Origin of the sequence: Nocardiopsis alba, from assembly GCF_000710955.1 — a bacterium.
GTDB classification, from domain to species: domain Bacteria; phylum Actinomycetota; class Actinomycetes; order Streptosporangiales; family Streptosporangiaceae; genus Nocardiopsis; species Nocardiopsis alba.
Window position 1 is genome coordinate 47819 of sequence record NZ_BAZE01000003.1, and the last position, 23132, is coordinate 70950.

The 23132-nt window shown below is 70.5% G+C and carries 21 protein-coding genes; 14 read left to right on the plus strand and 7 right to left on the minus strand.

Annotated features, from left to right (window positions below):
- Window positions 1–619: 619 nt before the first annotated feature.
- Complete coding sequence (locus TR33_RS05895) at window positions 620–1891, plus strand: glycosyltransferase (protein WP_042282051.1); 1272 nt, start codon at window positions 620–622, stop codon at window positions 1889–1891.
- Window positions 1892–1913: 22 nt separating this feature from the next.
- Here TR33_RS05895 and TR33_RS05900 read toward each other — a convergent pair whose 3' ends face one another.
- The 3 genes from TR33_RS05900 to TR33_RS05910 all read right to left on the minus strand — a co-directional run bounded on the left by TR33_RS05900 (window position 1914) and on the right by TR33_RS05910 (window position 5129).
- The gene (locus tag TR33_RS05900) at window positions 1914–3404 is read right to left on the minus strand and encodes a sensor histidine kinase (RefSeq protein ID WP_042282054.1); all 1491 of its coding nucleotides are present in this window, start codon (window positions 3402–3404) and stop codon (window positions 1914–1916) included.
- 5 nt (window positions 3405–3409) lie between these two features.
- Window positions 3410–4105, minus strand: coding sequence for a response regulator transcription factor (locus TR33_RS05905; protein ID WP_017536218.1), 696 nt, complete (start codon window positions 4103–4105; stop codon window positions 3410–3412).
- A gap of 76 nt (window positions 4106–4181) precedes the next feature.
- Window positions 4182–5129, minus strand: coding sequence for an HpcH/HpaI aldolase/citrate lyase family protein (locus tag TR33_RS05910; protein WP_026125312.1), 948 nt, complete (start codon window positions 5127–5129; stop codon window positions 4182–4184).
- 139 nt (window positions 5130–5268) lie between these two features.
- On the opposite strand from TR33_RS05910, the gene TR33_RS05915 reads away from it, so the two are divergent.
- The gene (locus TR33_RS05915) at window positions 5269–7647 is read left to right on the plus strand and encodes a molybdopterin-dependent oxidoreductase (protein ID WP_199806107.1); all 2379 of its coding nucleotides are present in this window, start codon (window positions 5269–5271) and stop codon (window positions 7645–7647) included.
- On the opposite strand, the gene TR33_RS05920 is transcribed toward TR33_RS05915, so the two are convergent.
- The 3 genes from TR33_RS05920 to TR33_RS05930 form a co-directional block, all read right to left on the minus strand.
- The gene (locus tag TR33_RS05920) at window positions 7637–9814 is read right to left on the minus strand and encodes a PrsW family intramembrane metalloprotease (protein ID WP_042282599.1); all 2178 of its coding nucleotides are present in this window, start codon (window positions 9812–9814) and stop codon (window positions 7637–7639) included. The two genes, TR33_RS05915 and TR33_RS05920, sit on opposite strands and share 11 nt — an antisense overlap.
- Window positions 9815–9964: 150 nt before the next feature.
- Window positions 9965–11317, minus strand: coding sequence for a phospholipid methyltransferase (locus tag TR33_RS05925; protein ID WP_042282058.1), 1353 nt, complete (start codon window positions 11315–11317; stop codon window positions 9965–9967).
- On the minus strand, window positions 11314–12324 hold the full coding sequence (locus tag TR33_RS05930; protein WP_042282059.1) for a hypothetical protein: 1011 nt from the start codon (window positions 12322–12324) through the stop codon (window positions 11314–11316). Before TR33_RS05930 ends, TR33_RS05925 begins: the two co-directional genes overlap by 4 nt.
- A gap of 91 nt (window positions 12325–12415) precedes the next feature.
- On the opposite strand from TR33_RS05930, the gene TR33_RS05935 reads away from it, so the two are divergent.
- Both TR33_RS05935 and TR33_RS05940 read left to right on the plus strand, forming a co-directional pair.
- A complete protein-coding gene (locus TR33_RS05935) occupies window positions 12416–13072 on the plus strand; it encodes a TetR/AcrR family transcriptional regulator (RefSeq protein WP_042282063.1) in 657 nt (218 codons plus the stop codon).
- Window positions 13069–13557: an NUDIX hydrolase gene (locus TR33_RS05940; protein WP_042282064.1), complete on the plus strand. Its 489-nt coding sequence runs from the start codon at window positions 13069–13071 to the stop codon at window positions 13555–13557. Before TR33_RS05935 ends, TR33_RS05940 begins: the two co-directional genes overlap by 4 nt.
- Before the next feature lie 22 nt (window positions 13558–13579).
- Here the strand turns inward: TR33_RS05940 and TR33_RS05945 are convergent, their stop codons facing one another.
- Window positions 13580–15094 (minus strand): NAD(P)H-hydrate dehydratase, encoded by a 1515-nt coding sequence (locus TR33_RS05945; protein ID WP_199806108.1) that lies wholly within the window; start codon window positions 15092–15094, stop codon window positions 13580–13582.
- Between the two features lie 242 nt (window positions 15095–15336).
- Between TR33_RS05945 and TR33_RS05950 the strand changes: the two genes are divergently transcribed.
- From TR33_RS05950 to TR33_RS05995, 10 genes are all read left to right on the plus strand, one after another.
- Entirely contained in the window at window positions 15337–17070 is a 1734-nt protein-coding gene (locus TR33_RS05950; RefSeq protein ID WP_042282069.1) for an N-acetylmuramoyl-L-alanine amidase, read from the plus strand.
- A gap of 182 nt (window positions 17071–17252) precedes the next feature.
- Window positions 17253–17966, plus strand: coding sequence for a DUF4352 domain-containing protein (locus tag TR33_RS05955; protein ID WP_042282071.1), 714 nt, complete (start codon window positions 17253–17255; stop codon window positions 17964–17966).
- 199 nt (window positions 17967–18165) lie between these two features.
- Window positions 18166–18732 carry a hypothetical protein gene (locus tag TR33_RS05960; protein ID WP_042282073.1) on the plus strand — a complete coding sequence of 189 codons (567 nt, stop codon included), beginning with the start codon at window positions 18166–18168 and terminating at the stop codon, window positions 18730–18732.
- A gap of 238 nt (window positions 18733–18970) precedes the next feature.
- Entirely contained in the window at window positions 18971–19333 is a 363-nt protein-coding gene (locus TR33_RS05965; RefSeq protein WP_014913268.1) for a hypothetical protein, read from the plus strand.
- Window positions 19326–19775, plus strand: a complete 450-nt coding sequence (locus TR33_RS05970) for a hypothetical protein (RefSeq protein WP_017536229.1) — start codon at window positions 19326–19328, stop codon at window positions 19773–19775. Before TR33_RS05965 ends, TR33_RS05970 begins: the two co-directional genes overlap by 8 nt.
- A 27-nt stretch (window positions 19776–19802) precedes the next feature.
- Window positions 19803–20657 (plus strand): sulfurtransferase, encoded by an 855-nt coding sequence (locus tag TR33_RS05975; protein WP_042282075.1) that lies wholly within the window; start codon window positions 19803–19805, stop codon window positions 20655–20657.
- Between the two features lie 310 nt (window positions 20658–20967).
- Window positions 20968–21567: a DUF4178 domain-containing protein gene (locus tag TR33_RS05980; protein ID WP_014913547.1), complete on the plus strand. Its 600-nt coding sequence runs from the start codon at window positions 20968–20970 to the stop codon at window positions 21565–21567.
- A gap of 6 nt (window positions 21568–21573) precedes the next feature.
- Complete coding sequence (locus TR33_RS05985; RefSeq protein ID WP_042282078.1) at window positions 21574–22080, plus strand: DUF2617 family protein; 507 nt, start codon at window positions 21574–21576, stop codon at window positions 22078–22080.
- Between the two features lie 11 nt (window positions 22081–22091).
- The gene (locus tag TR33_RS05990; protein WP_042282081.1) at window positions 22092–22487 is read left to right on the plus strand and encodes a hypothetical protein; all 396 of its coding nucleotides are present in this window, start codon (window positions 22092–22094) and stop codon (window positions 22485–22487) included.
- An 82-nt stretch (window positions 22488–22569) separates the two neighbouring features.
- Complete coding sequence (locus TR33_RS05995) at window positions 22570–22998, plus strand: DUF350 domain-containing protein (RefSeq protein ID WP_014908387.1); 429 nt, start codon at window positions 22570–22572, stop codon at window positions 22996–22998.
- Window positions 22999–23132 lie beyond the last annotated feature (134 nt).

The following is a 23132-nucleotide window of genomic DNA, read 5'->3' on the forward strand; positions in this document are numbered from 1 at the left end:
CAGGGGAACGGGGACACCCGGTCTCCTACCTCAGCTACGGGGGGTTGCCCGTTCGGGCGCCGGCGGGGTTCTGGAGGTGCCGTAGGTGGGGTCGCGAGGTACGAGTGGCCACACCGTAGGTGCCGAAGGTTCCCGCCTCCCTTGGCGCCCGAACACGCGCCGAAGCGCCAGCGGAGGCGCAAAGCAAACACTTTCGGGCCCCGACCCCGGCAGGGTGTAACCGGTACGCGACCTCCCACCTCAACCCCCTGGGGTGACCGGCACTCGGTCTCTCCCCCCCCCGGGGGGGGTGCCCGAAGCGAAGCGGAGGCGCAAAGCAAACACAGACCCGGACTCCGGGGGCGGGTGACGGGGGCGTCGCTCCGCCGGGGTCCGGCGAGGGGGCGGCCCGCCGTACGGCGGGCCGCCCCCTCGCGTATGCGTGTGGGGAGACACGGCGCCACAGGGAAGACATAAGACGATACGGAGAGTATTGTTCCCTGCGCCGTGTGCTACCTCTCCGGTCGCCCAGGTGTCACCGGAAGGTCGGCGACGGTCCATACGGGTGTCCCACACTGGGGGCTCATCCTCATCGGACCGGAGCACGGGCCAGCCGCTCGACGCCCCAGGAGAAACCGGTATGTCGACGTCCTTCGCGCAGCAGTCCCCCACCGGTCCGGCACGGATCCGGGCGGAGCGGGGAAGGCACGGCACGAAAGTCCTCATCGGGACCGACACCTATCCGCCTGATGTGAACGGCGCCGCGTATTTCACCGCCAGGCTAGCCCGAGGGCTGGTCGAGCGCGGGGCCGAGGTGCACCTGTTGTGCCCGTCGCCGTCCGGTGTTCCGCACGTGGTGGTGCGGGACGGCGTGATCGAGCACCGTCTCAGGTCCATGCCCTCCCTGGCCCATGAGAGTGTGCGGCTGGCGTTGCCGCCGGGGGTGAGGGGCCATCTGGATCGGCTGTTGGAGCGGTTGCGTCCGGACGCGGTGCACATCCAGAACCACTTCCTGATCGGTCGGATGCTCGCGCGGGCCGCGCACGACCACGACGTTCCGGTGATCGCCACCAACCACTTCATGCCGGAGAACCTCTTCGACCATCTGCGGGTCCCTCGTCCGTTGCGCCCGTATACGGCGCGGCTGGCCTGGTGGGATCTGGGTCGGGTGCTGTCGAGGGTCGAACACGTGACCACGCCGACCCCGGCCGCGGCCCGTCTCCTGTTGGATCAGGGGTTCGCGCGGCCGGTCGAACCGGTCTCCTGCGGGATCGATCTGGACCGTTTCCATCCGCTTCCCGCGCGATCGACGGTCTCCGAGCGCCGTCGGCTGCGGGGCCGCTTCGGGCTGGCCGACCGTACGACGATGCTGTTCGTGGGCCGGCTCGACGAGGAGAAGAACGCCGACGAGCTGATCCGTTCCCTGGCCCACGCGCCCGACGTCCAGTTGGCGTTGGCCGGGCAGGGGTCTCATCGGGGCAGGTTGGAGGAGCTCGCCGAGGCCGAACGCGTGGCGGACCGGGTCGTGTTCCTCGGGTTCGTGGCGCACGAGGATCTGCCGGACGTGTATCGCTGCGCCGACGTGTTCACCATCGCGGGCACCGCCGAGCTACAGAGCATCGCCACTTTGGAGGCCATGGCCAGTGGCCTTCCGATCGTGGCCGTGGACGCCATGGCCCTGCCCCACCTGGTGGAGGAGGGCCGGAACGGGTACCTGTACCCGCCGGGTTCGCCGATCGAGCTCGCCGCACGGGTGGACGCGGTGGTCTCGGACGAGGCCGTGCGCGCCCGGTTGGGGGAGCACAGCCGATCGATGGCCGAGCGGCACCGCCTGGAGGACTCCCTGGAGCGTTTCGAGGCCATCTATCGGCGGGCGGGCGCCATCGTCCCCGCGCAGAGGGGTACGACGTAGCCGCCCGCCGCCCGGTGGCCTCCTAGCCCTGTTCGGTCGGCCCCTCGTCCTGGGGCGGCCGGTACAGGGGCAGTTGGAAGCCGATCACGGTACCGCCGCCCTCGCGGTTGCGCGCGAAGACCCGCCCTCCGTGATCGTGGGCGATCTCCCGGACCATGGAGAGCCCCAGACCCGAACCGGGCAGGCCTCGGGCGACGGTCGCCCGGAAGAAGCGTTCGAAGAGGTGGTCGATCTCGGCGGGGTCCACTCCGGGCCCCCTGTCGAGCACCTCGACCACGCCCTGACGTACCCGGATCTCGATCGGCGCGGCCCCGGCCTCGTCGAACTTGGCCGAGTTCTCCAGCGGGTTGGCGATGGCCCGTTCCAACGCCCCGGGGCGTCCCCACACGACGCTGTCGTCGGCGTCGACCAGGATCTCGCGGCCGGTGCGTCGTCGGGTACGGGTGGCGACCCGAGTGGCGACGTCGGCGAGCGCGACGGGGCTGCGCGCCTCGTCCTCATGGTTGCCGGTGGCCAGCCCGACCAGTTCGTTGACCAGGTCGGTGAGTTCCCGGGTCTCTCCCTGGAGGTCGTCGATGAGTCTCTGGCGACCGTCGGGCGAGAGTCGGTCCACCCGGCCCAGGACCTGGACGTTGGTCCGCAGGCTGGTGAGCGGTGTGCGCAGTTCGTGGGCCGCGTCCTGGACGAGGCGACGCTGTTCGTCCTTGGACCGGGCCAGTCGGGCGAGCATGGCGTTGAAGGCGCTGGTGAGCCTGCCGACCTCGTCGTGGCCGGGTTCCTCGGGGGTGCCGTTCCCTCCGTTCCCCCCGTTCCGTTCGGTGGTGACCGGGTCCAGACGGCCGGTGGAGCTCACGTACTCGGCGGCGTCGGTGAGACGCACCAGGCGGCCGGTGATGCGGTGGCCGACCAGCCAACCGACGGAGGCGGCGCACAGGGCGACGAACAGCCCCACCCACAGGATCTGGGTGGCCAGTCTGCCGATCATCTGCTCGACCGGCGAGAGGCGTTGCAGGAGTTGGATGGCGCCCCGGCCGTCCCCCAGGGAAACGGTGCCCACCCGGTACTCCTGGTCGTGGACCTGCTGTTCCCGGGTCCGCACCACCCCGGGCTCGTCGGTGCGGGCGACCTCCAGGTCCTCCGTGGTGGGGTGGAAGGAGGACAGTTCGTGCCGGTTGGCGAGCAGACGCGCCCAGCTGCCGTCCGGGCCGAGCACCTGGGCGTCCAGGCTGCCGGGGGCCAGGAAGGCGAACCGGTTCTCCTGCACGTCCTGGCTGTCCTGGGCCGAGATGACGAGCTGGCGCGACAGGTTCCGCACGGCGGAGTCGAACTCGTTCTCGGCGTCGGCCCGGATGAGCGCGGCGGCCGTGCTGTAGGCGAGCGTCCCGACCAGGGCGATGGTGACGACCGCGACCGCCGCGAACAGGACGGCGAAGCGGGTGCCCAGCCGCCAGTCGCCCGGGGCGAACAGGACACGTCGGCCGTGGTCTCCGGAGGTCTCGCGCGGGGCGGACACCCGGCTCACCCCTGGCGGAGCGTGTACCCGACGCCCCGCACCGTCTGGATCAGGGGGGGACCACCGTCCTCCAGCTTGCGCCTCAGGTAGCTGATGTAGACCGCCAGGTTCTTGGACTCGGGGCCGAAGTCGTAGCCCCAGATCCGGTCGTAGATGGTGGCGTGGTCCAGGACGATCCCGGCGTTGCGCATGAGCAGTTCGAGCAGGTCGAACTCGGTCTTGGACAGCTCCACCTCGCGTTCGCCGCGCCAGACGCGGCGCGCCCGAGCGTCCAGCCGCAGTTCGCCCACCCGCAGCGGCGCCTCTCCGTCGAGGTCCTCGGTGATGGGGGCGGCCCGGCGCAGCAGGGCCCTCAGGCGGGCGAGGAGCTCGTCGAGTTCGAAGGGTTTGGCCAGGTAGTCGTCGGCACCGGCGTCCAGCCCCGCCACCCGGTCGGGGGTCTCCACCCTGGCCGTCAACATCAGGATGGGGGTGCGATCGTGCTCGGCGCGCAGGACCCTGGCCACGCCGAGGCCGTCGACCCCGGGCATCATGACGTCCAGGACGAGGAGGTCCACGGGTTCGGCGTGGACGGCGGCCAGGGCCTGGACACCGTCCGCGACCGTGCGCACCGTGTACCCCTCCAATTGGAGAGCGCGTTCCAGGGACTCCCTGATGGCCCGATCGTCGTCGGCGATCAGAACGGTGGCGGTGCTTTCCATGGCCCCATGCTCTCCCACCTTGGTGAGAGAGCGGTAAGAGCGGCTTGGGAACGGCGTGTGCCCCGTGAGGTCAGACTCACGTACCGGGGTCGAAGGTACGGGTGCGGCGGAGCCCGGCGGCCCGCCCCTTGCCGGCGATCACCAGGGCCATCTTCCGAGAGGCCTCGTCGAGCATCTCCTCCCCCAGCATGACGGCGCCCCGACGGTCCACGGTGGTGGCGTGCGCGTAGGCGTCGAGGATGAGTTCGGCGTGGTCGTAGTCCTCCTGGGAGGGCGCGAAGATCTCACCGGCCGCCTCGACCTGGAGCGGGTGCAGGACCCACTTGCCGTCGAAGCCGAGCGCGGCGGTGCGACCGGCGGCCCTCCGGAAGGCGTCGACGTCGCGGATCTGGAGGTAGGGGCCGTCGATGGCCTGGAGTCCGTGGGCTCGGGCGGCCACGAGGATGCGCATGAGGACGTGGTGGTAGGCGTCGCCGGTGTCGTAGCCGGGCGGCTGTTCGCCCACGACCAGGCTCTTCATGTTGATCGAGGCCATGAAGTCGGCGGGCCCGTAGACGAGGGTCTCCATACGCGGGGAGGCGGCGGCGATCTCCTCGACCGCGGTGAGGCCTCGGGCGTCCTCGATCTGCGCCTCGATGCCGATCCGGCCGACGGGCAGGTCGACGGCGCGCTCGATCTGGGTGAGCAGGGTGTCGAGCCAGTGCACGTCGCGGGCGGCGGTCACCTTGGGCAGGATCAGGGTGTCCAGGTGGGCTCCGGCGTTCTCGACCACGGTGATGACATCGCGGTAGGCCCACTCGGTGGTGATGTCGTTGACCCGCACGGAACGGACCTTGCCGTCCCATCCCCCGTCCTCGAGCGCTCTGACGACGCCGGCGCGGGCGGCCTCCTTCTCCGATGGGGCGACCGCGTCCTCCAGGTCCAGGAAGAAGGCGTCGACGTCCAGTCCCCGGGCCTTCTCGACGAACCGGGGGTTGGATCCCGGTACGGCGAGCACCGACCGCCTCGACCTCGGTTCCGTCATGGTGTGTCCCCGCTCCGTCCACTGTGCGCGATCTCCGGTCCCGGATCGGGCCCGCGCCGATCATCATCGCACCGTGCGGTGCGTAGAGTGTGCCCCGGGCCCGGGGCACGCGGGACCGAGGACCATACGGGGAGTGCACATGTCCGCGACGTTCCACCCGACCAGCACCCATTGGGGCGCCTTCCAGGTGGAGGTCGAGGGCGACCGTGTGGTGGGGGTCCGTCCGAACCCGGAGGACACGGCGCCGTCCCCGGTGATGGCCAACACCCCCGCGGCCCAGCACCACCGCACCCGTGTGGCCCGGCCGGCCGTGCGTCGTCGCTGGTTGGAGCACGGCCCCGGGCCGGATCCGCGTCGCGGCGACCCCGACGACGTGTACGTGGAGGTGGAGTGGTCCACAGCCCTGGACCTGCTCGCCGCCGAGCTGGACCGTGTGCGCACCTCCCACGGCAACGAGGCGATCTACGGCGGCTCCTACGGCTGGGGCAGCGCGGGTCGGATCCATCACGCCCAGAGCCAGCTCCACCGGTTCCTCAACAGCATCGGCGGGTACACGCGTTCGCGCACCACCTACAGCCATGGCGCGCTGGAGGTGCTGTTCCCGAGACTGATCGGCACCCGGGGCGCCAATCACCTGCTGCACCGGGCCCCTTCCTGGGAACGGATCGGGGAGCACACCGAACTGCTGGTGAGCTTCGGCGGTCTGCGCCTGTCCAACACGTGGATCGCCTCCGGGGGGCGGGCCCTCCAGACGGCGGGCCCGGCCATGCGCGCCGCCGCCGAGGCCGGGGTGGAGTTCGTGTCCGTCTCTCCGCTGAGCGACGACACCCCCGAGGACCTGAAGTGCTCCTGGATCCGGACACGTCCCGGGACCGACACCGCCGTGCTGTTGGCGCTGATCCACGTGTTGTTCGACGAGGGGCTGGCCGACATCGGGTTCCTCGACCGGTACACGGTGGGCGCCGACCGGTTGCGCGCCTACGTGATGGGGGAACGGGACGAGCGAGGCGCCCCTGGCGGGGTGGAACGTTCTCCCGAATGGGCGGAGTCGGTGAGCGGGGTCCCCGCGGCCGAGCTGCGCTCCCTGGCCCGGCGGATGACGGAGCGGCGCACCCTCGTGAACGTGGGCTGGTCGCTTCAGCGGGCCCGCTACGGCGAGCAGCCTCTGTGGGCGGGGTTGGCCCTGGCCTGCTGTCTGGGACAGGTGGGCCTGCCCGGAGGCGGGTTCGCCTCCGGCTACGGTTCCATGGGCAACTACGGCGGTGGCGCCACCCCGGTAGGGCTGCCGCGCATGCCTCAGGGGGACAACCCGGTCGACTCGTTCATTCCGGTCGCCAAGATCTCCGACATGTTGCTGGGCCCGGGCCTGTCCTACGACTACGACGGGGAGCGCCGCCGTTTCCCCGACATCCGCCTGGTGTACTGGGCGGGCGGAAACCCCTTCCATCACCACCAGGACCTGGCCCGGTTGACCAGGGCGTTCGGCCGTCCGGAGACGGTGGTGGTGCACGAGACGCATTGGACCGCCACGGCCAGGCACGCCGACATCGTGATCCCCGCGACCACGGCGCTGGAACGCGATGACATGGCCGCGAGCCAGGGAGACCTGACCCTGCGGGCGATGCCCCGCGTGGTATCGCCGCACGGGCGGGCCCGTGACGAGTACGACACCTACGCCGACCTGGCCGAGCGGCTCGGGGTCCGGGGCCGGTTCACCGAGGGGCGGACCTCCGGCGAGTGGCTGCGTCTGGCCTATGAACGGTGGCGTTCGATGTTGGCCCGCCGTGACCTCCACGTCCCCGACTTCGATGGGTTCTGGGCGCGCGGGCGGATCGAGATCCCCGGCCGGGTCGAGGACGAGGCCCTTCTGGGCGACTTCCGCGCCGACCCGGAAGGGCGACCGCTGCGCACTCCCAGCGGCCGGATCGAGCTCTATTCGGAGACGATCGCCTCGTTCGGCTACGAGGACTGCCCGGGACACCCGGTGTGGCTCCCCGGGCCCGCGGTGACCGGCCACGATGAGGGTGACGAGGCCGCGGCGGAGGAACTCCCCCTGGTACTGATCGCCAACCAACCGAAGGAACGCTTCCACGGCCAGCAGGACATGGGCGCCCACAGCGTCGCCCACAAGGTCGCGGGACGCGCGCCGTTGCGCATGTGCCCCGAGGACGCCGAGGAGGCGGGTGTGTCCGACGGGGATGTCGCGCGGGTGTGCGGGCCGAGCGGTTCCTGTCTGGCCGGTGTGGTGGTCGACGACGCCCTGCGACCGGGGATCGTCCAGCTCTCCACGGGTTCCTGGTACGACCCGTCCGGGACCGACGTGACCTGTGCGCACGGCAACCCCAACGTCTTGACCGTGGACGAGGGCACCTCCTCGCTCGGTCAGGGGTGCACGGGCCAGCTGGTGCGGGTGCGGGTGGAGCCGTACGAGGGCACCCCTCCCGAGGTGCGGGTCTTCCGTCCCCCGCTGGGGATCGCCGAGGCTCCCGCCCCGGAGCGGGAGGGGCTCAACGGGTGAGCAGTCGATCCACCCCGCGGGGCAGCAGCACCCCGACCAGACCCAGCAACGCGTAACCGACCTGGCCGGGGGCGAGCATGCCGAGGATCGCCCCGGTGTTGGCCGTGGGCGCGCGGAGGAACTCGCCCATCCGGGGATGGGCGTGCGGCACGCCGTTGCCCATGGTGAGCAGGCCGAGCAGCGCGACCCCGACCAGGACCGTCCAGACCGTTCCGGCGGTACCGGCGCGGGCCAGCCAGTTCTGGAAGTGGTCCGCCGCCACCACCGCGTAGGCGGGACCGGCGGGTTCGACCGTCGTCCCCGACCAGAACAGGACGGCGCCGGGCAGGGCGAGCAGGAGCGTCGCCGCCACGATGACCGCCCCGGTGGCGGTGCCGGCCAACCCCAGCCTCAGGGAGAGGTCGCGGGCCCGGGTATCGAGCTCCTCCCCCGTGGGGTGACGGCGTCGGCTCCGCCCCTGTGAACGCGCCTCGCCCATGGCGTCGGCACGACGCTGTCGCAGGAAACGCAGCGTGTCGCAGAGCGCGGTGGGGCCTCGTCGGGCGGCCCGGAGCACGGTGGCGCCCTCGTGCGCGATGGCGGTCAGCGTGGTGGCCAGGGTGACCGGCAGGTCCCCCCAGAACAACGCCAGACGCCGGAACAGCGGGGCGATGTCGGCGGGCACCCGCACCCGTGTGGACACCGAACGCCCGTGCGCGCGACGCCGCATCCGGGCGAGCGGGGCCCTGCCCGGCAGCGGCGGTGTGCTCTCCGCGGCCGAGGCGATCAGACGATGGTCCATGACGACCGCGCAGATCAGGGCCAGCAGCAACAGCCACGGTGTGAGGGCCCCGCCGCCCATCATCCGGTGCAGGAAGGTGGAGACCGGGTCCAGGGCGCCGGCGGCCAGCAGCGCGTTGAAGTGGAGATGTTCCAGGTAGACCAGGGCCGAGGCCACCACCGGCAGGGCCCACAGCCCTCCGCCGTACCTGCGTCCGACGATGGCCAGTCCGAGGGCGGCACCGATCAACCCGGTCACCACGGCGTGCCCGGAGAAGACGGCGAGGACGGCGCCCTCGGTGTCGTGGATCGTGCTGCCTCCGGGCAGGAACAGGCTCTCGGAGCCCAGGGTGGGTGCCTGGATCTCGGTGAACAGCCGTTCGGCGAGCTGGAAGCCGGCGCCGGACGCCGCGGCCAGCAGGAGGAAGTCCACGGCGGCCAGCCGACGCACCCGGTGGCGGGCCACCAGGAGGAGGATCGACAGCGGCGCCAGTTTGGCCAGTTCCTCCAGGGTGACGGCCACGTAGGTGTAGCCGAGCACGTGGTAGCGGTCCAGCCCCATGAGGGCGGTGATCGAGGCCTCGGCCAGGGCGACCGGCCAGACCAGGAGCGCGCCCAGCGCGACCACTCTGAGCAGGGTCGCGAAGGAGACGGTCCGGGACCGCGCCAGGAAGGCCAGCTGGAACAGCAGCACGAAGGTGAGGGCCAGCGCGGGCAGGGCGGGCCCCAGTTCGGGAACGGTCAGCGGCGCCACCAACAGCACCACGACCATGAGCCAACCCCAGGTGCCGCGCAGCGCCCTCAGGGAGCGGACGGCCCCCGGGGAGCGCTCCCTGGCCCGTTGGGCCCGGCGGGTCAGACGTTCGTGCAGGTCCGGCCCCGGGCCCCGGTTGCGCGAGTGCCGTGCCCCGGGTTCGACGCAGTGGTACTGCTGGGCGGCGGCGAGGAGTTCGGGGCGTTTGGTCCGTCGGGCCTTGGCCGCGAACTCGGCGCGTACCCCGGGGATGTCCGAACCGACGATCTCACGGACGAAGTCGGCCGGACCGGCGGCCACGGTGAGTTCGTTAGCGGCGATCAGGACGGCGGCGGAGAAGTCCTCGACGCAGACCAGGAAATCGGTGGGGCCGGTCCCCCAGCCCCGGATGAGGTCGATGAGGGTGTCGGTGTCGAGGGGGACCTCGGTGACGGGGTCGTAGGAGAACTCCGCCCGGGTCCGACAGACCAGGAGCCGTTCGACGCCCATCGCCCGGCCGGCGTCGACGATCCCCTGGACCAGCCCCCGGTCCCTGGGCACCGAGAAGGGGGTCGTGACCTTGCCCCCGGCCCGCACCCAGGAGGGGTCGAACTCGGTGGGGCCGGCACAGACGCGCAGCACGAGGTCGCGCGCGAGCATCGCCTGTTCTTCCATGGACTTCCTCGTGCCGGGGGGCGGGATCACGTCGGGGCCGTCCCCGTCCGGCGATCCCGCCAGGCCGGTGCGGCCCCGAACGAGCATAACGGCGAAGGCCTCCGCCGGAACATGCGCCTCAGGGGCTTTTTCACCGTTCGTGGATGAATGTCAGGTATCGACATCCTCCCGTTCCCGCTCCGCTTCGGCCAGGGTCGGCGACTCCCGTCTCGAAGGACGTGGACCCGCCCCGAAGGCGTCCGCGCACAGTTGGAGCGTCCAGCGCACACCCGGAAGCGAGATGGTCCAGCCGACCATCGCCCACCCCAGGTGCAGATGCTCCATCGCCCTGGCCAAGGCCGCCAGACCGCTCCAACGGTCGCCGGCGGCGTTCTCGTACGTGAGCCGGTACAGCACCTCGGGATGTTCGGCGGCCGGGCGCAACCGCAACGCCGTGGGACGGCGCGAGGCCACCATGCTCCCCACTCCCCGGCACATACCGCAGTCCATCGCGACGTACAGAACGCCCTCGGCCCGCCCCTCCCACGGCCGTAGGCGCGGGATCCAGGAACGCACCCCGGACCGATAGACCTCCCAGTCGGAGCCGAAGCGCTCGCGCATACGTCCGCCCTCGTCCCAGGAGGCGAACCCCGCCCCATAGACCAGGGAGGCGGCCGTCCCCACGAACAGGACCGGATGCAGGAACACGCCCGCCACCAGGTAGAGCAGGGCCATGGAGAGCTGCATCGGGTTGCGCACGTAGGCGTAGGGGCCACTGGTGACCAGCCGCGCGGGCGGATCGTAGGGCAACGGGGTACCGCCGCCCACCACCGCGAACTCACGGGCCGCGACCACCCCGGGAAGACAGGCCAGGGCGAGGAGCTGGACGAGGACCGAGAGGGCGCCGGGGTACTCCGGCGAGGAGAGGCCGTCGGGCCCGGGAAGAAGCGCCATGATCCCCGGCGGCGCCGTGGCCAGCAGATACACCGGCAGAACCACCATGAGGACGAGGAACAACAGGGCCTGGACACCGCCCCTGACCCCGGTCAGGAGCCCTCGACGGGTCCAGAACGCCAGCGTCAGCGCGGGGATCAGGCACACCGCCACGCCCACGACCTCACCGAGCACCCACCACGCGCCCAGGACCACCACGGGTTCGGCGAGCGGCATCAGGACCATGTCCACCCAGACCAGGAGCACGGTGACGAGGGGGATCGGCAGCAGCCGGAGCGCCAGAGCGGGCAGCGCGCCCCACAACAGCGCCCAGGCCCCCAGCAGGTCCACGGGGATCCCCTGCCAGGAGGCGCCCTCGACGTGGAAGGACCACCAGCCCACGCGCACCGCGTACAGGTTCAACGGGACGAGTGTGCACAGTGCCCATCCGGAGGCCACGATCATCGACGCGATCTCACGCCGCCCCGGAGCCCGCCACAGGCACAGCGCCGCCACCGCGGCCACCGGCAGGAACAGCCCCAGACCCCGGACGATCAGGGCGGGGACCTCGGGTGACGGGACGGCGATCACGGCCGACCCACCCCCTCGGCGCCGGTGGATCGTTCCGCCTCGGTGGCGAAGGTCTCGGCGAGGTAGGCGGCGGCCAGGTCGGTCGTGTACCCCTGCACCGGGCCGAAGTACCAGGACGGGTCGTAGGTGCGGACGTAGTCGAACTCCCAGGCGAGCCGGGTCCGGTCGCCCTCGCGCGTCCAGGTCGCGGTGGCCCGGCGCAGGTCCATCCATCGGGCGAGGACGGTGTCGTCGACGACGTCGAAGACCACACGACCACCGTCGGTCGCCACCTCGCTCTCCACGATCTCCAGTTCCAGGGAGCGCGGGGTCGGTTCGGCCCCGATGGCCAGGGAGCGGCGCGGGGTGAAGTGGACGAGGCGGGTGTCCCCCACGGACAGTCCCTCTCCGACCGCCTCGACCGGCTCCGGGAAGGGGACGACCCGCAGGAACGCGGCCTCGGGCCGCTCGTACTCGGGCGGAGCGGCCAGCGCGGCGGCGACCCGCTCCGGCGCCGCCTCGACCAGGACCTCCCCCGCCCCGACGTTCTCCCGGGGCAGCAGGGAGAGACCTCCGACCCCTTCCAGGGTGAGCGCGAACAGGACCGGCACGGCGATGAAGGAGTGCGGGCCGTACGGGTCCCGACCGGACAGGGAGACGCACATCCAGGTCACCAGCGCGACCACCCCGTAGATCAGCGGCGCCGAGATGACCAGGCAGACCAGGCCTTCGCCGAGGAGCGGACCGGAGAGCAGGAGGAGGACGGTGGTGACGGCCACCGCCACCCCGACGGCGCTCTTGGGGCGGGCGAGCAGCACCACGGACAGCGCGATGACGACGGGCAGCCCGACGTAGAACAGCGCGGTCTGGTCCAGCCCTCCGTATCCGGCGATCCGCAGGAACAGCAGGGCGGGGAAGGCGACCAGGACCAACAGTCCGCACAGGGTCCAACGGGCCTTCGAGGCTCCACGGCCCGTCCCGGGATCGGGGGCGGGGTGCTCGGGAAGGGGGTCGGGAACGTGCGCCATGAGGGCTCCTCACACTTGACCGACTGATTGAATCAACCGATTTAATCACTTGATTAAACCGTATGATGAAGGTCTAGTGAAGGGGAGGGTCATGGCCAGAGGTGGCGGTGGCGGACGCAAGAACAGCGAGGAGACCAGGGAACGCCTGCTCACGGCGGCGGGCGAGGTCCTGAGAGAAGAGGGGTACGCCGGAGCCTCGGCACGGGCCATCGCCACCCGGGCGGAGGCCAACTCGGCGCTGGTCTTCTATCACTTCGGCGGGGTCGACCAGCTGCTCCTGGCCGCCCTGGACCGCTCCAGCGCCGAACGGATGACGATGTACCGGGAGAAGGCCTCCCGAGCGCGCACCCTCGAAGAACTCGTGGAGGTCGCCACCCGCATCTACCGGACCGACCTGGAACGCGGATACATCACCGAGTTCTCCGAGCTCGTGGCCGCCGCCGTCACCAAGCCCGAACTCCGCGAGGAGATCCGACGGCGATCGGAACCCTGGATCGACTTCATCGCCGCCGAGTGGGAGCGTGTGGTGGGCGGATCCCCCCTCGGCGGCCTCCTGCCGGCCCGAGAGGTCGCCTACGGCGCGCTCACCTTCTACCTGGGGGTCAACCTGTTCTCCGTCCTCGACGAGGACGCCTCCCGGACCGAGGCCGTCTTCGACCTGGCCGGAAGACTGGCGCCCCGAGCCCGCCTGTTGACGATGCGCCTGCCCCGACGCGGCGGCAGGACCAAGGAGAAGGAGACCGAATGAACGTGCACGTCGCCGAGGGGATCGAGTTCCCCTCCACCGACGACGGCGAACGCCGGGTGGTCGCCGCCGTGATCATCGACGGGCGAGGGCAGGCCTTCGCCCAACGCCGCTCGGGGACCCGCAAGATCTTCCCCCACTGCTGGGACATCGTCGGCGGCCACGTCGAAGAGGGGGAGAGCATGCTCGAAGCCCTCACCCGGGAGATCACCGAGGAGACCGGCTGGCACCTGACCGAGGTGCTCCAGGAGCTGTACCGGATCGACTGGGACCCGGGCGACGGCGTCACCCGACGCGAGGTCGACTACCTGGTCCGGGTCGAGGGGGACCTGGAACGACCGACCCTGGAGGCGGGCAAGCACACCGAGTTCATGTGGGTCGACGACTCCCGTGTCCCCCTCCTGCGCGAGGCCCGCGAGCCCGACGACTACTTCATCACCGACATCGTCCAACGCGGTCTGGACGCCGCCGCGAGGCTCGGGCTCTAGGGAGCGATCCGGACGACGGCGTTCACCCCCGTCGCGAACGCCGTCCGGCGGCACGCACCTCCCGGAGCGCGAGGGGGATCCCCTCCAACAGATCCGAAGCACTGATCGGCCCACCGTCGTGCGCCAGCGTCGCCGCGCGTCCGTGCACGTAGGCCGCGCACAGGGCCGCCTCGCGGGCCGACAGTCCGGAGGCCAGGAGCGCCCCCGCCGCACCCGAGAGCACGTCGCCCGAACCGGCCGTCGCCAACAACGGCGTCCCCGTCGGGGAGACGAACGACGGGGCGCCCGGGTGGGCGATCACCGTCGTCGACCCCTTCAGCAGCACGGTCGCCCGGTACAGGGAGGCCGCCTCGACCGCGTGCTCCAGACGGCGCGCCTCGATCGCGGAACGATCGACGTCCGACAACAGCCGGGACAGCTCTCCCGCGTGCGGGGTGAGCAGCGTATCCGCCTCGCGCTCCCGCACCAGTGCGGTGAGACGCCCGTCGTTCGCCAACAGGTTGAGCGCGTCCGCGTCGAGCAGCACCGGACGGTCGCTCTCCAAAAGGGCCCGGAGCTCGTCGGCGTCGGAGGGACGCGTCCCCCTCCCCGGCCCGACCACGACCGCCGCCACCCGCCCCGGCCCCAGATCCGTGTGGTCCAGCGGGTCCAGGGGCAGGCCGACCGTCTCGGGCCAACGGGCGATCACTCGGGCCAGCACGTTCTCCCCCGCCCCGAAGCGGACCATCCCCACCCCGGTGCGCAGGGCGCCGCCCACGCACAGGACCGCCGCACCCGGATAGCGGTCGGAGCCGGCACGGACGGCGAGCACGCCTCGGCGGTACTTATCGTCCTCGACCGATGGGGACGGCAGCATTCGGGCGATGTCCACAGCCTGTGGACGGAGCAGAGCCGCCTCGGGAAGCTCCGGAGCGAGCCCGATATCGACGAAGTGGACGCGTCCCGCCCGCTCGGCCCCCGGGTCGACGAACAGGCCGGGCTTGTACGTGCCGAAGGTGACGGTGGCGTCCGCCCGGACGGCGGCGCCCTCCACCTCTCCCGTATCGGCGTCCACCCCGCTGGGCAGGTCGACCGCGATCACGAACGCCGGCGAGGCCTCCGCCAGGTCCGCGAGAGAGGCATGGGGTTCACGCAGGCCACCGTGGCCTCCGATACCGACCAGCCCGTCGACGATCAGGTCGGCGCCCGAGAGGGCCGAACACACCTCCTCCGACGAGGCCGCGTTCTCCTTCAGAATCCGACCGCCCGCGGCCAGCAGGGCGTCACGACCACCCCCGTGGATCCGAGAACCCGCGGACACCACCCGCACACAGGCGCCCCTGGCCGCCAGGTCCGCCCCCGCGTACAGGGCGTCCCCGCCGTTGTCCCCGCTCCCCACCAGCAGAGTGATCCGAGAGCCGTACACACGGGGAAGCGCGCGAGAGCAGTGGAACGCGAGTCCCGTGGCGGCGCGGCGCATGAGCGCGCCTTCGGGCAGACGGGCCATGAGGGTCCGTTCGGCTTCCCGGACGACGTCGACGTGATGGGCTGAGAGCACGGTCTCCTCCGAGGGGCGGGGTCTGACGTTCCATCGTCGCCCATCCGATTCGCGACGCGCCCGCATCGCCACACCGATGGTGCCGCCGGAGCCGGGAGTCCGGTCGCACCGTTCATCCGAATAGGACCTTCGACCCATAACCAAGAAACGACCTTAAAGACATATCGCCCATTGTTATGGAATCACTACGTAGAGAAGGCGCGGTTGGGAACAATGGAGGTATGCCTCGACCGAAGAAATACGTGTCCAGGTCCGATCTGGGGTGGGGTTCCTCCCCGGCCTCCCGAGCCAACCCCCGCTCCGGTCTCGTCATCCACTACGACAGCACCGACCAGGGACTGGCCGGTAAGGACCACTCCGCCTGCCTGACCTACTGGCGCAACACCCGCAACTTCCACACCGGCCCCTCCCGCGGCTGGGCCGACATCGGCTACTGCGTCGATGAGAGCACCGAGATCCTCACCGAGGACGGGTGGAAGACCTTCCACGACATCCGCGAGGGAGACCTCGTCCTCACCCTCGACCATGAGACGGGCATGTCCCGATGGCAGCCGCTCCAGGCGGTGAACGTCTTCCCCGCCATGCCACGGGAACTGATCCGAATGGAGGGCAGGGATCACTCCTCCCTGACCACCGCCCAACACCGCTGGCCCGTCGAACGCCACGCGGAGGGGGCCGGGGCCGAGCGGGCCTGGGCCACCAGTGGCACCTTGAACGGGAGGGATCGTCTCCTCCTCGCCTCTCCCTGTTCCGCACTGCCCACCGAGCCCAAGTGGGACGACGACCTCGTCGAATCGGTCGCTCGTTCCTGCTCCGGGCTTCCCGAGGCCCCGGAACACCGAACGGAGGAGCGGTGGGAGTTCTCCGAACAGGCCCCAGGAGGGGTCCCCACCTTCGCCTTCGTCTCCTCCCTCACCGCATCACAACACGCCCTGTTTCTGCGGACCGCGTGTGACGTCTCCCCCGACGGCCCCGGCACGGCGACCCTGCCCTCCCTGGCGTCCGCGGAGGCCTTCCGGCTGTCAGCGGTACTGATCGGCCGTGCGAGCGTGGTGCGCCGGACCTCTTCCGGCTACCGTCTGACCCTGACCGATCCCGACCACACGGCCCTCGCACCCGACGCCCTCACCATCGGCAGGGAGACCTATGAGGGGCGGATCTGGTGTCCGACCACCCCGGACGGGACCTGGCTGGCCCGACGCGAGGGGACGGTCTACTTCACCGGGAACTCGTTCATGGCGTGTCCGCACGGGTACGTGATCGAGGGGCGCGGGCTGTACCGCACTCAGGCCGCCCAGCCCGGCGGGAACTCCAGTCACTACTCCTGCACGCTGGCCACCGGACCGAGCGACCCCATCACCCCCGAGCAGATCAACGCGGTCCGTGTGCTGCGCGAGTGGCTGATGGAGCCCGACACCTCCATCGCGGGCACCGTGCTGGGGCACCGCGACTTCATCTCCACCTCCTGCCCCGGCGACAAGGCCTACCGGATGGTCCAGGACGGCACCTTCGCCAAAGCCCCCGACGACTCCGAAGGAGACGACGACATGCCGCAGCACCGCCGCTTCGAGAAGAGCGGGTCCCAGACCCTGGAGCCGGGCAAGTGGGCGAGCCTGGCCTTCGACAGCCGGCACGACGGCGAGACCGGCGAGTTCTACGCCGTGGTGGGCGTCGAGGAGAAGGAGGGCGCCTACTACGACGTGTCCGTCGGGGTGGTCCTCGAAGGGGTCACCCCCGGGGCCGAGGTGCAGATCCGCGCGACCGAGTACGAGCCCGACGGTGACGGCGGCTGGAAGATCGCCCGCAACCGTCCGCAGAACAGCCCCGTCCACCAGGGCGGCATGGCCCACTTCACCTACTCCTGGAAGGGGAACCTGGCCAAGGGACGGCGCGTGCGCTTCCGGATCGCCCAGTTCGGCGAATCGGACGCCCAGGTCACCTCGGCCACCACCGACGTCTTCTACTGGCCCCGTTGAACCGAACGTCGAGGCCCCGGACGATCCACCCCTTCGCCCGGGGCCTTCCCCATGTCCGGGACCGGCCATAGCGGGCATGAAGCACACAAAACCCTCAGGTCACCGGATACGCTCTGTCATCGGTCGTGTGAGTCGGTTCCTCGGCCTCCCCCTCCCCCCGCTACCGAGAGACGGACAGCACCATGGCCCACCCCGGCGACCCCCAGGGCCCACACGGCCACGAACCCCCCTACGGTGGACAGCCGCCCCACGGTTCTCAGCCGCCCTATGGCCAGGGGCCCGACCCCTATGGTCAGGGGCCGTACGGCGCCCCTCCGCCCTACGGGCAGCAGCCTCCTCCCCCGAAGGCCGGCATGTCCACCGGGGCGAAGGTCGGCATCGGTTGCGCCGCCGCGGTCGTTCTGCTGGTCCTCTTGCTGATCGGAGGCCTCGTGGCCACTCTGGTGGCCGAGGACTCTTCCTCGCCACGGCCCGAGACGTCCTCGGCCGCCCCGGAGCCCGAAGAGCCCGAGGAGACCGACCCCGTGGCCGAGGAGACGGAGGCGGCCTCCGAGGAGGACGACATCGTCATGACCGCCTCGCTCGCGGGCAACGTCGAGAACTCCATCGACGACGCGGTGTTCACCGTCGTCGACGTCACCGTGGAGAACAACGGCGACGAGAGCATCGACATCAACCCGATCTACTTCCAGGCGATCCTCGCCGACGGCACCTCCGCGAACGATTGGGGCGAGGCCCTCTTCGCCGACATCGACCACTTCAGTGTCGGTTCCCTGCCTCCGGGCGGGAGCGTCGAGGGGCAGATCTCGGTGAGCGGCGCCGACGTCGACATCGTCGAGGTGGAGTTGGGCGGGTTCTTCGGGACCCGTGAGCCCGTCAGGGTCGAGGTCGATTGATCCTTCCCCCGGGCCCCGGCGAGCGCGTGCCGCCGGGGCCCTTTCGTGTCCAGGAGTGGCCATGAGGCCGGTAAACCGCCCTTCCGGCCCTCCGCCACGGGCTACGCTCTGCGCACAGCCGCTCGACCCGCTCATCAGTCGGCATCCCCCCGCGGCACCCGCTCCGCCGCCCCCTGAGAACGAGAGACGGAGCAACACCATGCAGAGACTCGCCCTTCCCAGCGCCGCCCTCCTGGCTCTCCTCGCCGCGTCCGCGTGCGGTACCGGTGGGACTCCGGCCGAGGACCGTACCGCGAACATCGCCGAGGCCGACACGGAGGCGGAGCCCGCCGACGAGGCGGAGGACTCGCCCTCCGAGGTGGAGGTGGACCTCGGCGGGACCTACGAATTCGACGACGGTCTGGTCATCGAGCTCTCCGGCGTCGAGCGGGGTGTCAGTGGCGAATGGGCCTACCCCGAGAACATGGAGCACGCGAGGTTCACCATCCAGATCCAGAACGGCACCGGCGGCGCCGTCGATCTGACGATGTTCTACCTCCAGTGCCAGTACGGCGAGGAGGGCCGGACCGGCGAGACGATCCACGACACCGATCAGGGGCTGGGCGACGGGTTCACCGGCACGGTCATGGCGGACCGGAGCGCGACCGCCGACTTCGGATGTGAGCTTCCGTCCGAGGAAAGCTACCTCCAGGTCGAGGTGAGCGTCGGCGACGAGACGGAGACCGACTGGATGCGTCCGACCGTCTACTTCGTCGGCGACGTGTAGGCCGGACCCCGGGTCGAGGGCTCCGGCGGCGCGAACGTGCCGCCGGGGCCTTCGACCGGGAGCGCTTCGCGCTCGATACCCCCTCCGGGTCTCCGCCCGTGTTCTCTACGTAACAGCAGGTCAGATCGGCCTTCCGAGGCGTTCCAGAGCACTGGTCGAGCTGTACTACAGTCTGTCGTAGTTTGTGCGGGCTCCGCCGACATGGGCGGACGCCACGAAGGACCCGAGCGGAGGCGGCGTGGTCGACTGGCTGACCATGACCATTCAGATGGTGTCGTTGGCGATGGCCGTGTGGTGCCTCGTCTCGACCTTCCGCGACCAGCCGATGCTGGTCCCCCATCTGGTCGGCATGGGGGTCCTGTGGCTCCTGGTCCTGACCCAGGTCGGCGTGCTGATCGCGGCCATGATCGGCGGGGACCGACCCGACGAGATGGTCATGGTCGTGTCCTATCTGGCGACCATCGCCCTCCTGCCTCCGGCCTGTGCCGTGTGGGGGTTCATGGAGCGCAGCAAGTGGGGGCCCGCGGTCATCGCCTTCACCTGCTTCATCCTTCCCGTCCTCCTGGTCCGGATCGAGCAGCTGTGGAGTCCCGTTGTCTGACGCAGACGTCACCGAACGCCCCGACCGCACCCTGCGCACCGGCCCGGGGCGGCTGTTGGTCGCCGTCTACGCGGTGTTCGCCCTGGCCGCGACGGCGCGTGGGAGCTACCAGCTGGCCACCCGTTTCGAAGAGGCCCCGCTGGCGTACGGGCTGTCCGTGTTCGCCGGGATCGTGTACCTGATCGCCGCGATCGGCCTGGCGCGCGCGGGCCGCACCTCGCGTCGGGTGGCACTGGTGTCGGTCTCCGTGGAGATGGCGGGTGTCCTCGTGGTGGGCGCCCTGAGCGAGCTCACCAGCGGCGTCTTCCCCGAGGACACGGTCTGGTCGCACTTCGGAAGCGGCTACATGTTCATCCCGTTGGTGCTGCCGGTCCTGGGGCTGTGGTGGATCCTCAAGGTGCATCGGGCCGACCGGGACCAGGGTTCGTTCTCGACCACGTAGCGCGCCCTCCTCACTAAGCTGTCGGCCATGTCCGATCAGACGCTGACCCTGCCCGTGGCCGTTTCGGCCGACCGGCTCCGCGAGCACCGTGACGAGGTCGTCCTCGTCGATTCCCGCTGGTACCTCGACGGCCGTTCGGGCCGGGAGGCCTATCTCGCGGGGCACATCCCCGGAGCCGTGCACATCGACGTGGACACCGATCTCGCCGCGCCCGCCTCTCCTGAGGAGGGACGGCACCCCCTGCCCGATCCGGCCGACTTCGCCCGAACCCTGGGGCGCCTGGGGATCGGCGACGACTCCTCCGTGGTGGTCTACGACGACGCCGGTGGCTCCGTGGCCGCCCGTCTGGTGTGGATGCTGCGCACCCTGGGCACGCCCGCCGCCTTCCTCGACGGCGGCCTCCAGACCTGGACCGGGGAATGGGAGGAGGGGGACGTCTCCGTGGATCCCGTCCACCGTTCCACCGTCCCCTGGCCCGCCGACCGTCTCGTCGACACCGAGACCCTGCGCGAGGACCTCGGCTCCTCGGAACGTCTGCTGTTGGACGCCCGGGTGTACGGTCGTTTCACCGGCGCCGAACCGGCCCCCGTGGACGCCCGGGCCGGACACATCCCCGGGGCCCGTAGCGCCGAGTGGCCCGCCAATCTCGACGCCGAGGGCCTGTTGGCCTCCCCCGAGACCCTGCGTGAACGTTTCGTCTCCCTGGGCGCCGACTCCGCACGCACCGTGGTCGCCTACTGCGGCTCCGGCGTCACGGCCTGTCACGACCTTCTGGCCTTGGAACACGCCGGGTTCACCGACGTCCGTCTCTATCCGGGATCGTGGAGTCGTTGGGGCGGGGACGAGGAGCTTCCTCTGGAGACCGGCGATCCTCAGGCCTGACCTGGGCTTATCCGCTCACGACGGCCCTTCGTCTCGGGGTCCGCGCTCGCCGCGCGGGCCCCGTCCGCGTTCCCGCCTCCCTCCTTTCAGGGGGGAACGGGGGGTCGGAGGTCCGACGAAACCGTCGATATTGACAGAATGAACCGATAAACAACCGATGGGCCACACGAAAAGTTCCCCCTCGGGTTCATCTCCTGGCCTGTTCCGGCCTCTTCTGGAACCAGAACCCCTGTCTTCGCGTCAAAGCGGGCAGTAGGGTCACCCGCCCCGGGAACAAAAGACGTGCTTCTCCGCGAAACGAGGAACTCTGGTGATCGAACTCCTACTCCTACTGATTCTCATCGTCGGAATCGTGATCGGAGTCCTGATCTACACGCAGCGCTCGCGCTCGCAGAAGCAGGACACCCCTCCCCCGCCGCCGCAGGACCCCTTCGCCGCCTCCTCCACCACCGACACCGCCGGTGACCCGAGGGCTCTCAAGGCGGGCGACATGATCGACTGGGGTACCGAACGCACCTGGGTCCGGGGCACCCTGCGTCTGTCCGAGGGCGGCTATGTCTGGTCCGAGCACTTCCTGGAGGTCGAGGGCGGCAAGCGCTGGATCTCGGTCGAGGAGGACCCCGACATCGAGCTGGCCCTGTGGACGGGACGCCCCGACCTGACCATGGTCCCCCAGGGCAAGAGCATCGAGCTCGAAGGTGTCACCTACAAGCTGGAGGAGAAGGGTTCCGGCTCCTACCGCTCCGAGGGCACCACCGGTCTCAAGGCCCAGGGCGGCATGGACTACGCGGACTACGAGTCCGACGACGGGAAGCTGCTCTCCTTCGAGCGCTTCGACCACGGCAACTGGGAGGTCAGCACCGGGACCAAGATCGCGGCCGGAACCTTCACGATCTTCCCCGGGAGCTGATCCCCCATGCGCGCGAGCATCAGCGCCCCCTTCATCGACACCAAGGCCGATGACCTGATCTGGTCCCTGGAGCATCCGTTGATCGTCCCCCTGGCCACCCGCGTCGTCGAGGTGGCGGGGTCCAGGGTCGAACTCCGGGTGCTCGGGGCCTCGCACCAGGTCCTCCTCGGGTCGGACGAGGGGACTCTGGTGGAGACCGTCGCCTGTCTGCCGGGGTTCCCCGGCCGGCTGCCCGACAACGCCGAGCACCCCCTGCCTGGGGTGGGCGACTATCGCTTCGCCTCGGTCGTCGAGTCTCTGTCTCGCGCGGAACTGGCCCATCGGGTGGAGGAGGTCCATGCCGGGACCGTCGACTCCCCCGGTGGGCTCCTCGTCGCCTTCCCCGGTGATCCCCTCGCGATCACCGCGCTGCACCTGACCACCGGCAGCGGGGCGTCCCTGCGCTGGCGTACCTGGCACGCCTATCCGCAGAGCGGCGAACTGGTGACGACGACCACGACCCTGACCCCCTGAAGGAGGCCGACATGGCCAAGACCCGGATCCACGGGGCCCGCACCCCGAGACAGAAGTTCGCCGCGGTCGGCGGGGCCGCGGCCCTGCTGATCATGCTCTCCGCCTGTTCCGGCGGGGGCGGCAACAGCGCCGACTGTCAGCCGAGCGAACGGCCCAGTGACAGGGCCACGACCAGCACGACCGGCACCACCGGAGCGAGCGGTCAGAACACCACGTCCGACCTGCGCAACAGTCCGAGCCCGAGCGCCTCGCCGACCGATGACTGCAACGGGCGCAGCGGTAGTGGAAGCAGTGGCGGCGGAGGAGGTTTCTTCTTCTTCGGCGGCGGAGGCGGGGGCGGCAACAACTCCAACAGCGGAGGAAGCGGCAGCGATACCCGCGGTGGCGGCTCCGGCTTCGGTAAATAACCCGAGATCAGGCCAGTAGTCTTCCGTGTCGGGGGGACCTGCGCGTCCCCCCGACGCCTGCACCCCCGACACGGACAAGGCCATGGACGAGATTCTCACCAGTTCCCTCTACGCCCTGGGTTACGGCGTGGTCGGCACGATCATCATGCTGCTCGGCTACCTGATCACCGACTTGCTGACGCCCGGCAAACTCCACACGTTGATCTGGGAGGACCGGAACAGGAACGCCATCCTGCTGGTCTCCGCCAACACCTTCGGATCGGCGATCGTGGTCGTCTCGGCGATCCTGTCCAGCTATTCCGAGCTCGGACTGGTGCCGGGGCTGATCTCGGCGGCCGTCTTCGGGCTCATCGGCCTGGTCGTGATGGCGCTGTCCTTCCTGCTGATCGACCTGCTCACGCCGGCCAAGGTGAGCCACATCATCTCCTCCGCCGAGTGGCACCCGGCGACGTGGGTCAACGCGACCGCGCACGTCTCCATCGCCCTGGTGGTGGCCGCCGCCATCTCCTGATCCGTGTTCGCTCCGATCCCGCGCTCCGCACACCCGTCACCCGTTCACGACGGGCGCCCACGGCACCGCGCCCTCCCGACGCCCACCACCGGTGCCCCTCGAAGAACGTCCACGGCAGGGCCCTGATCGACGCT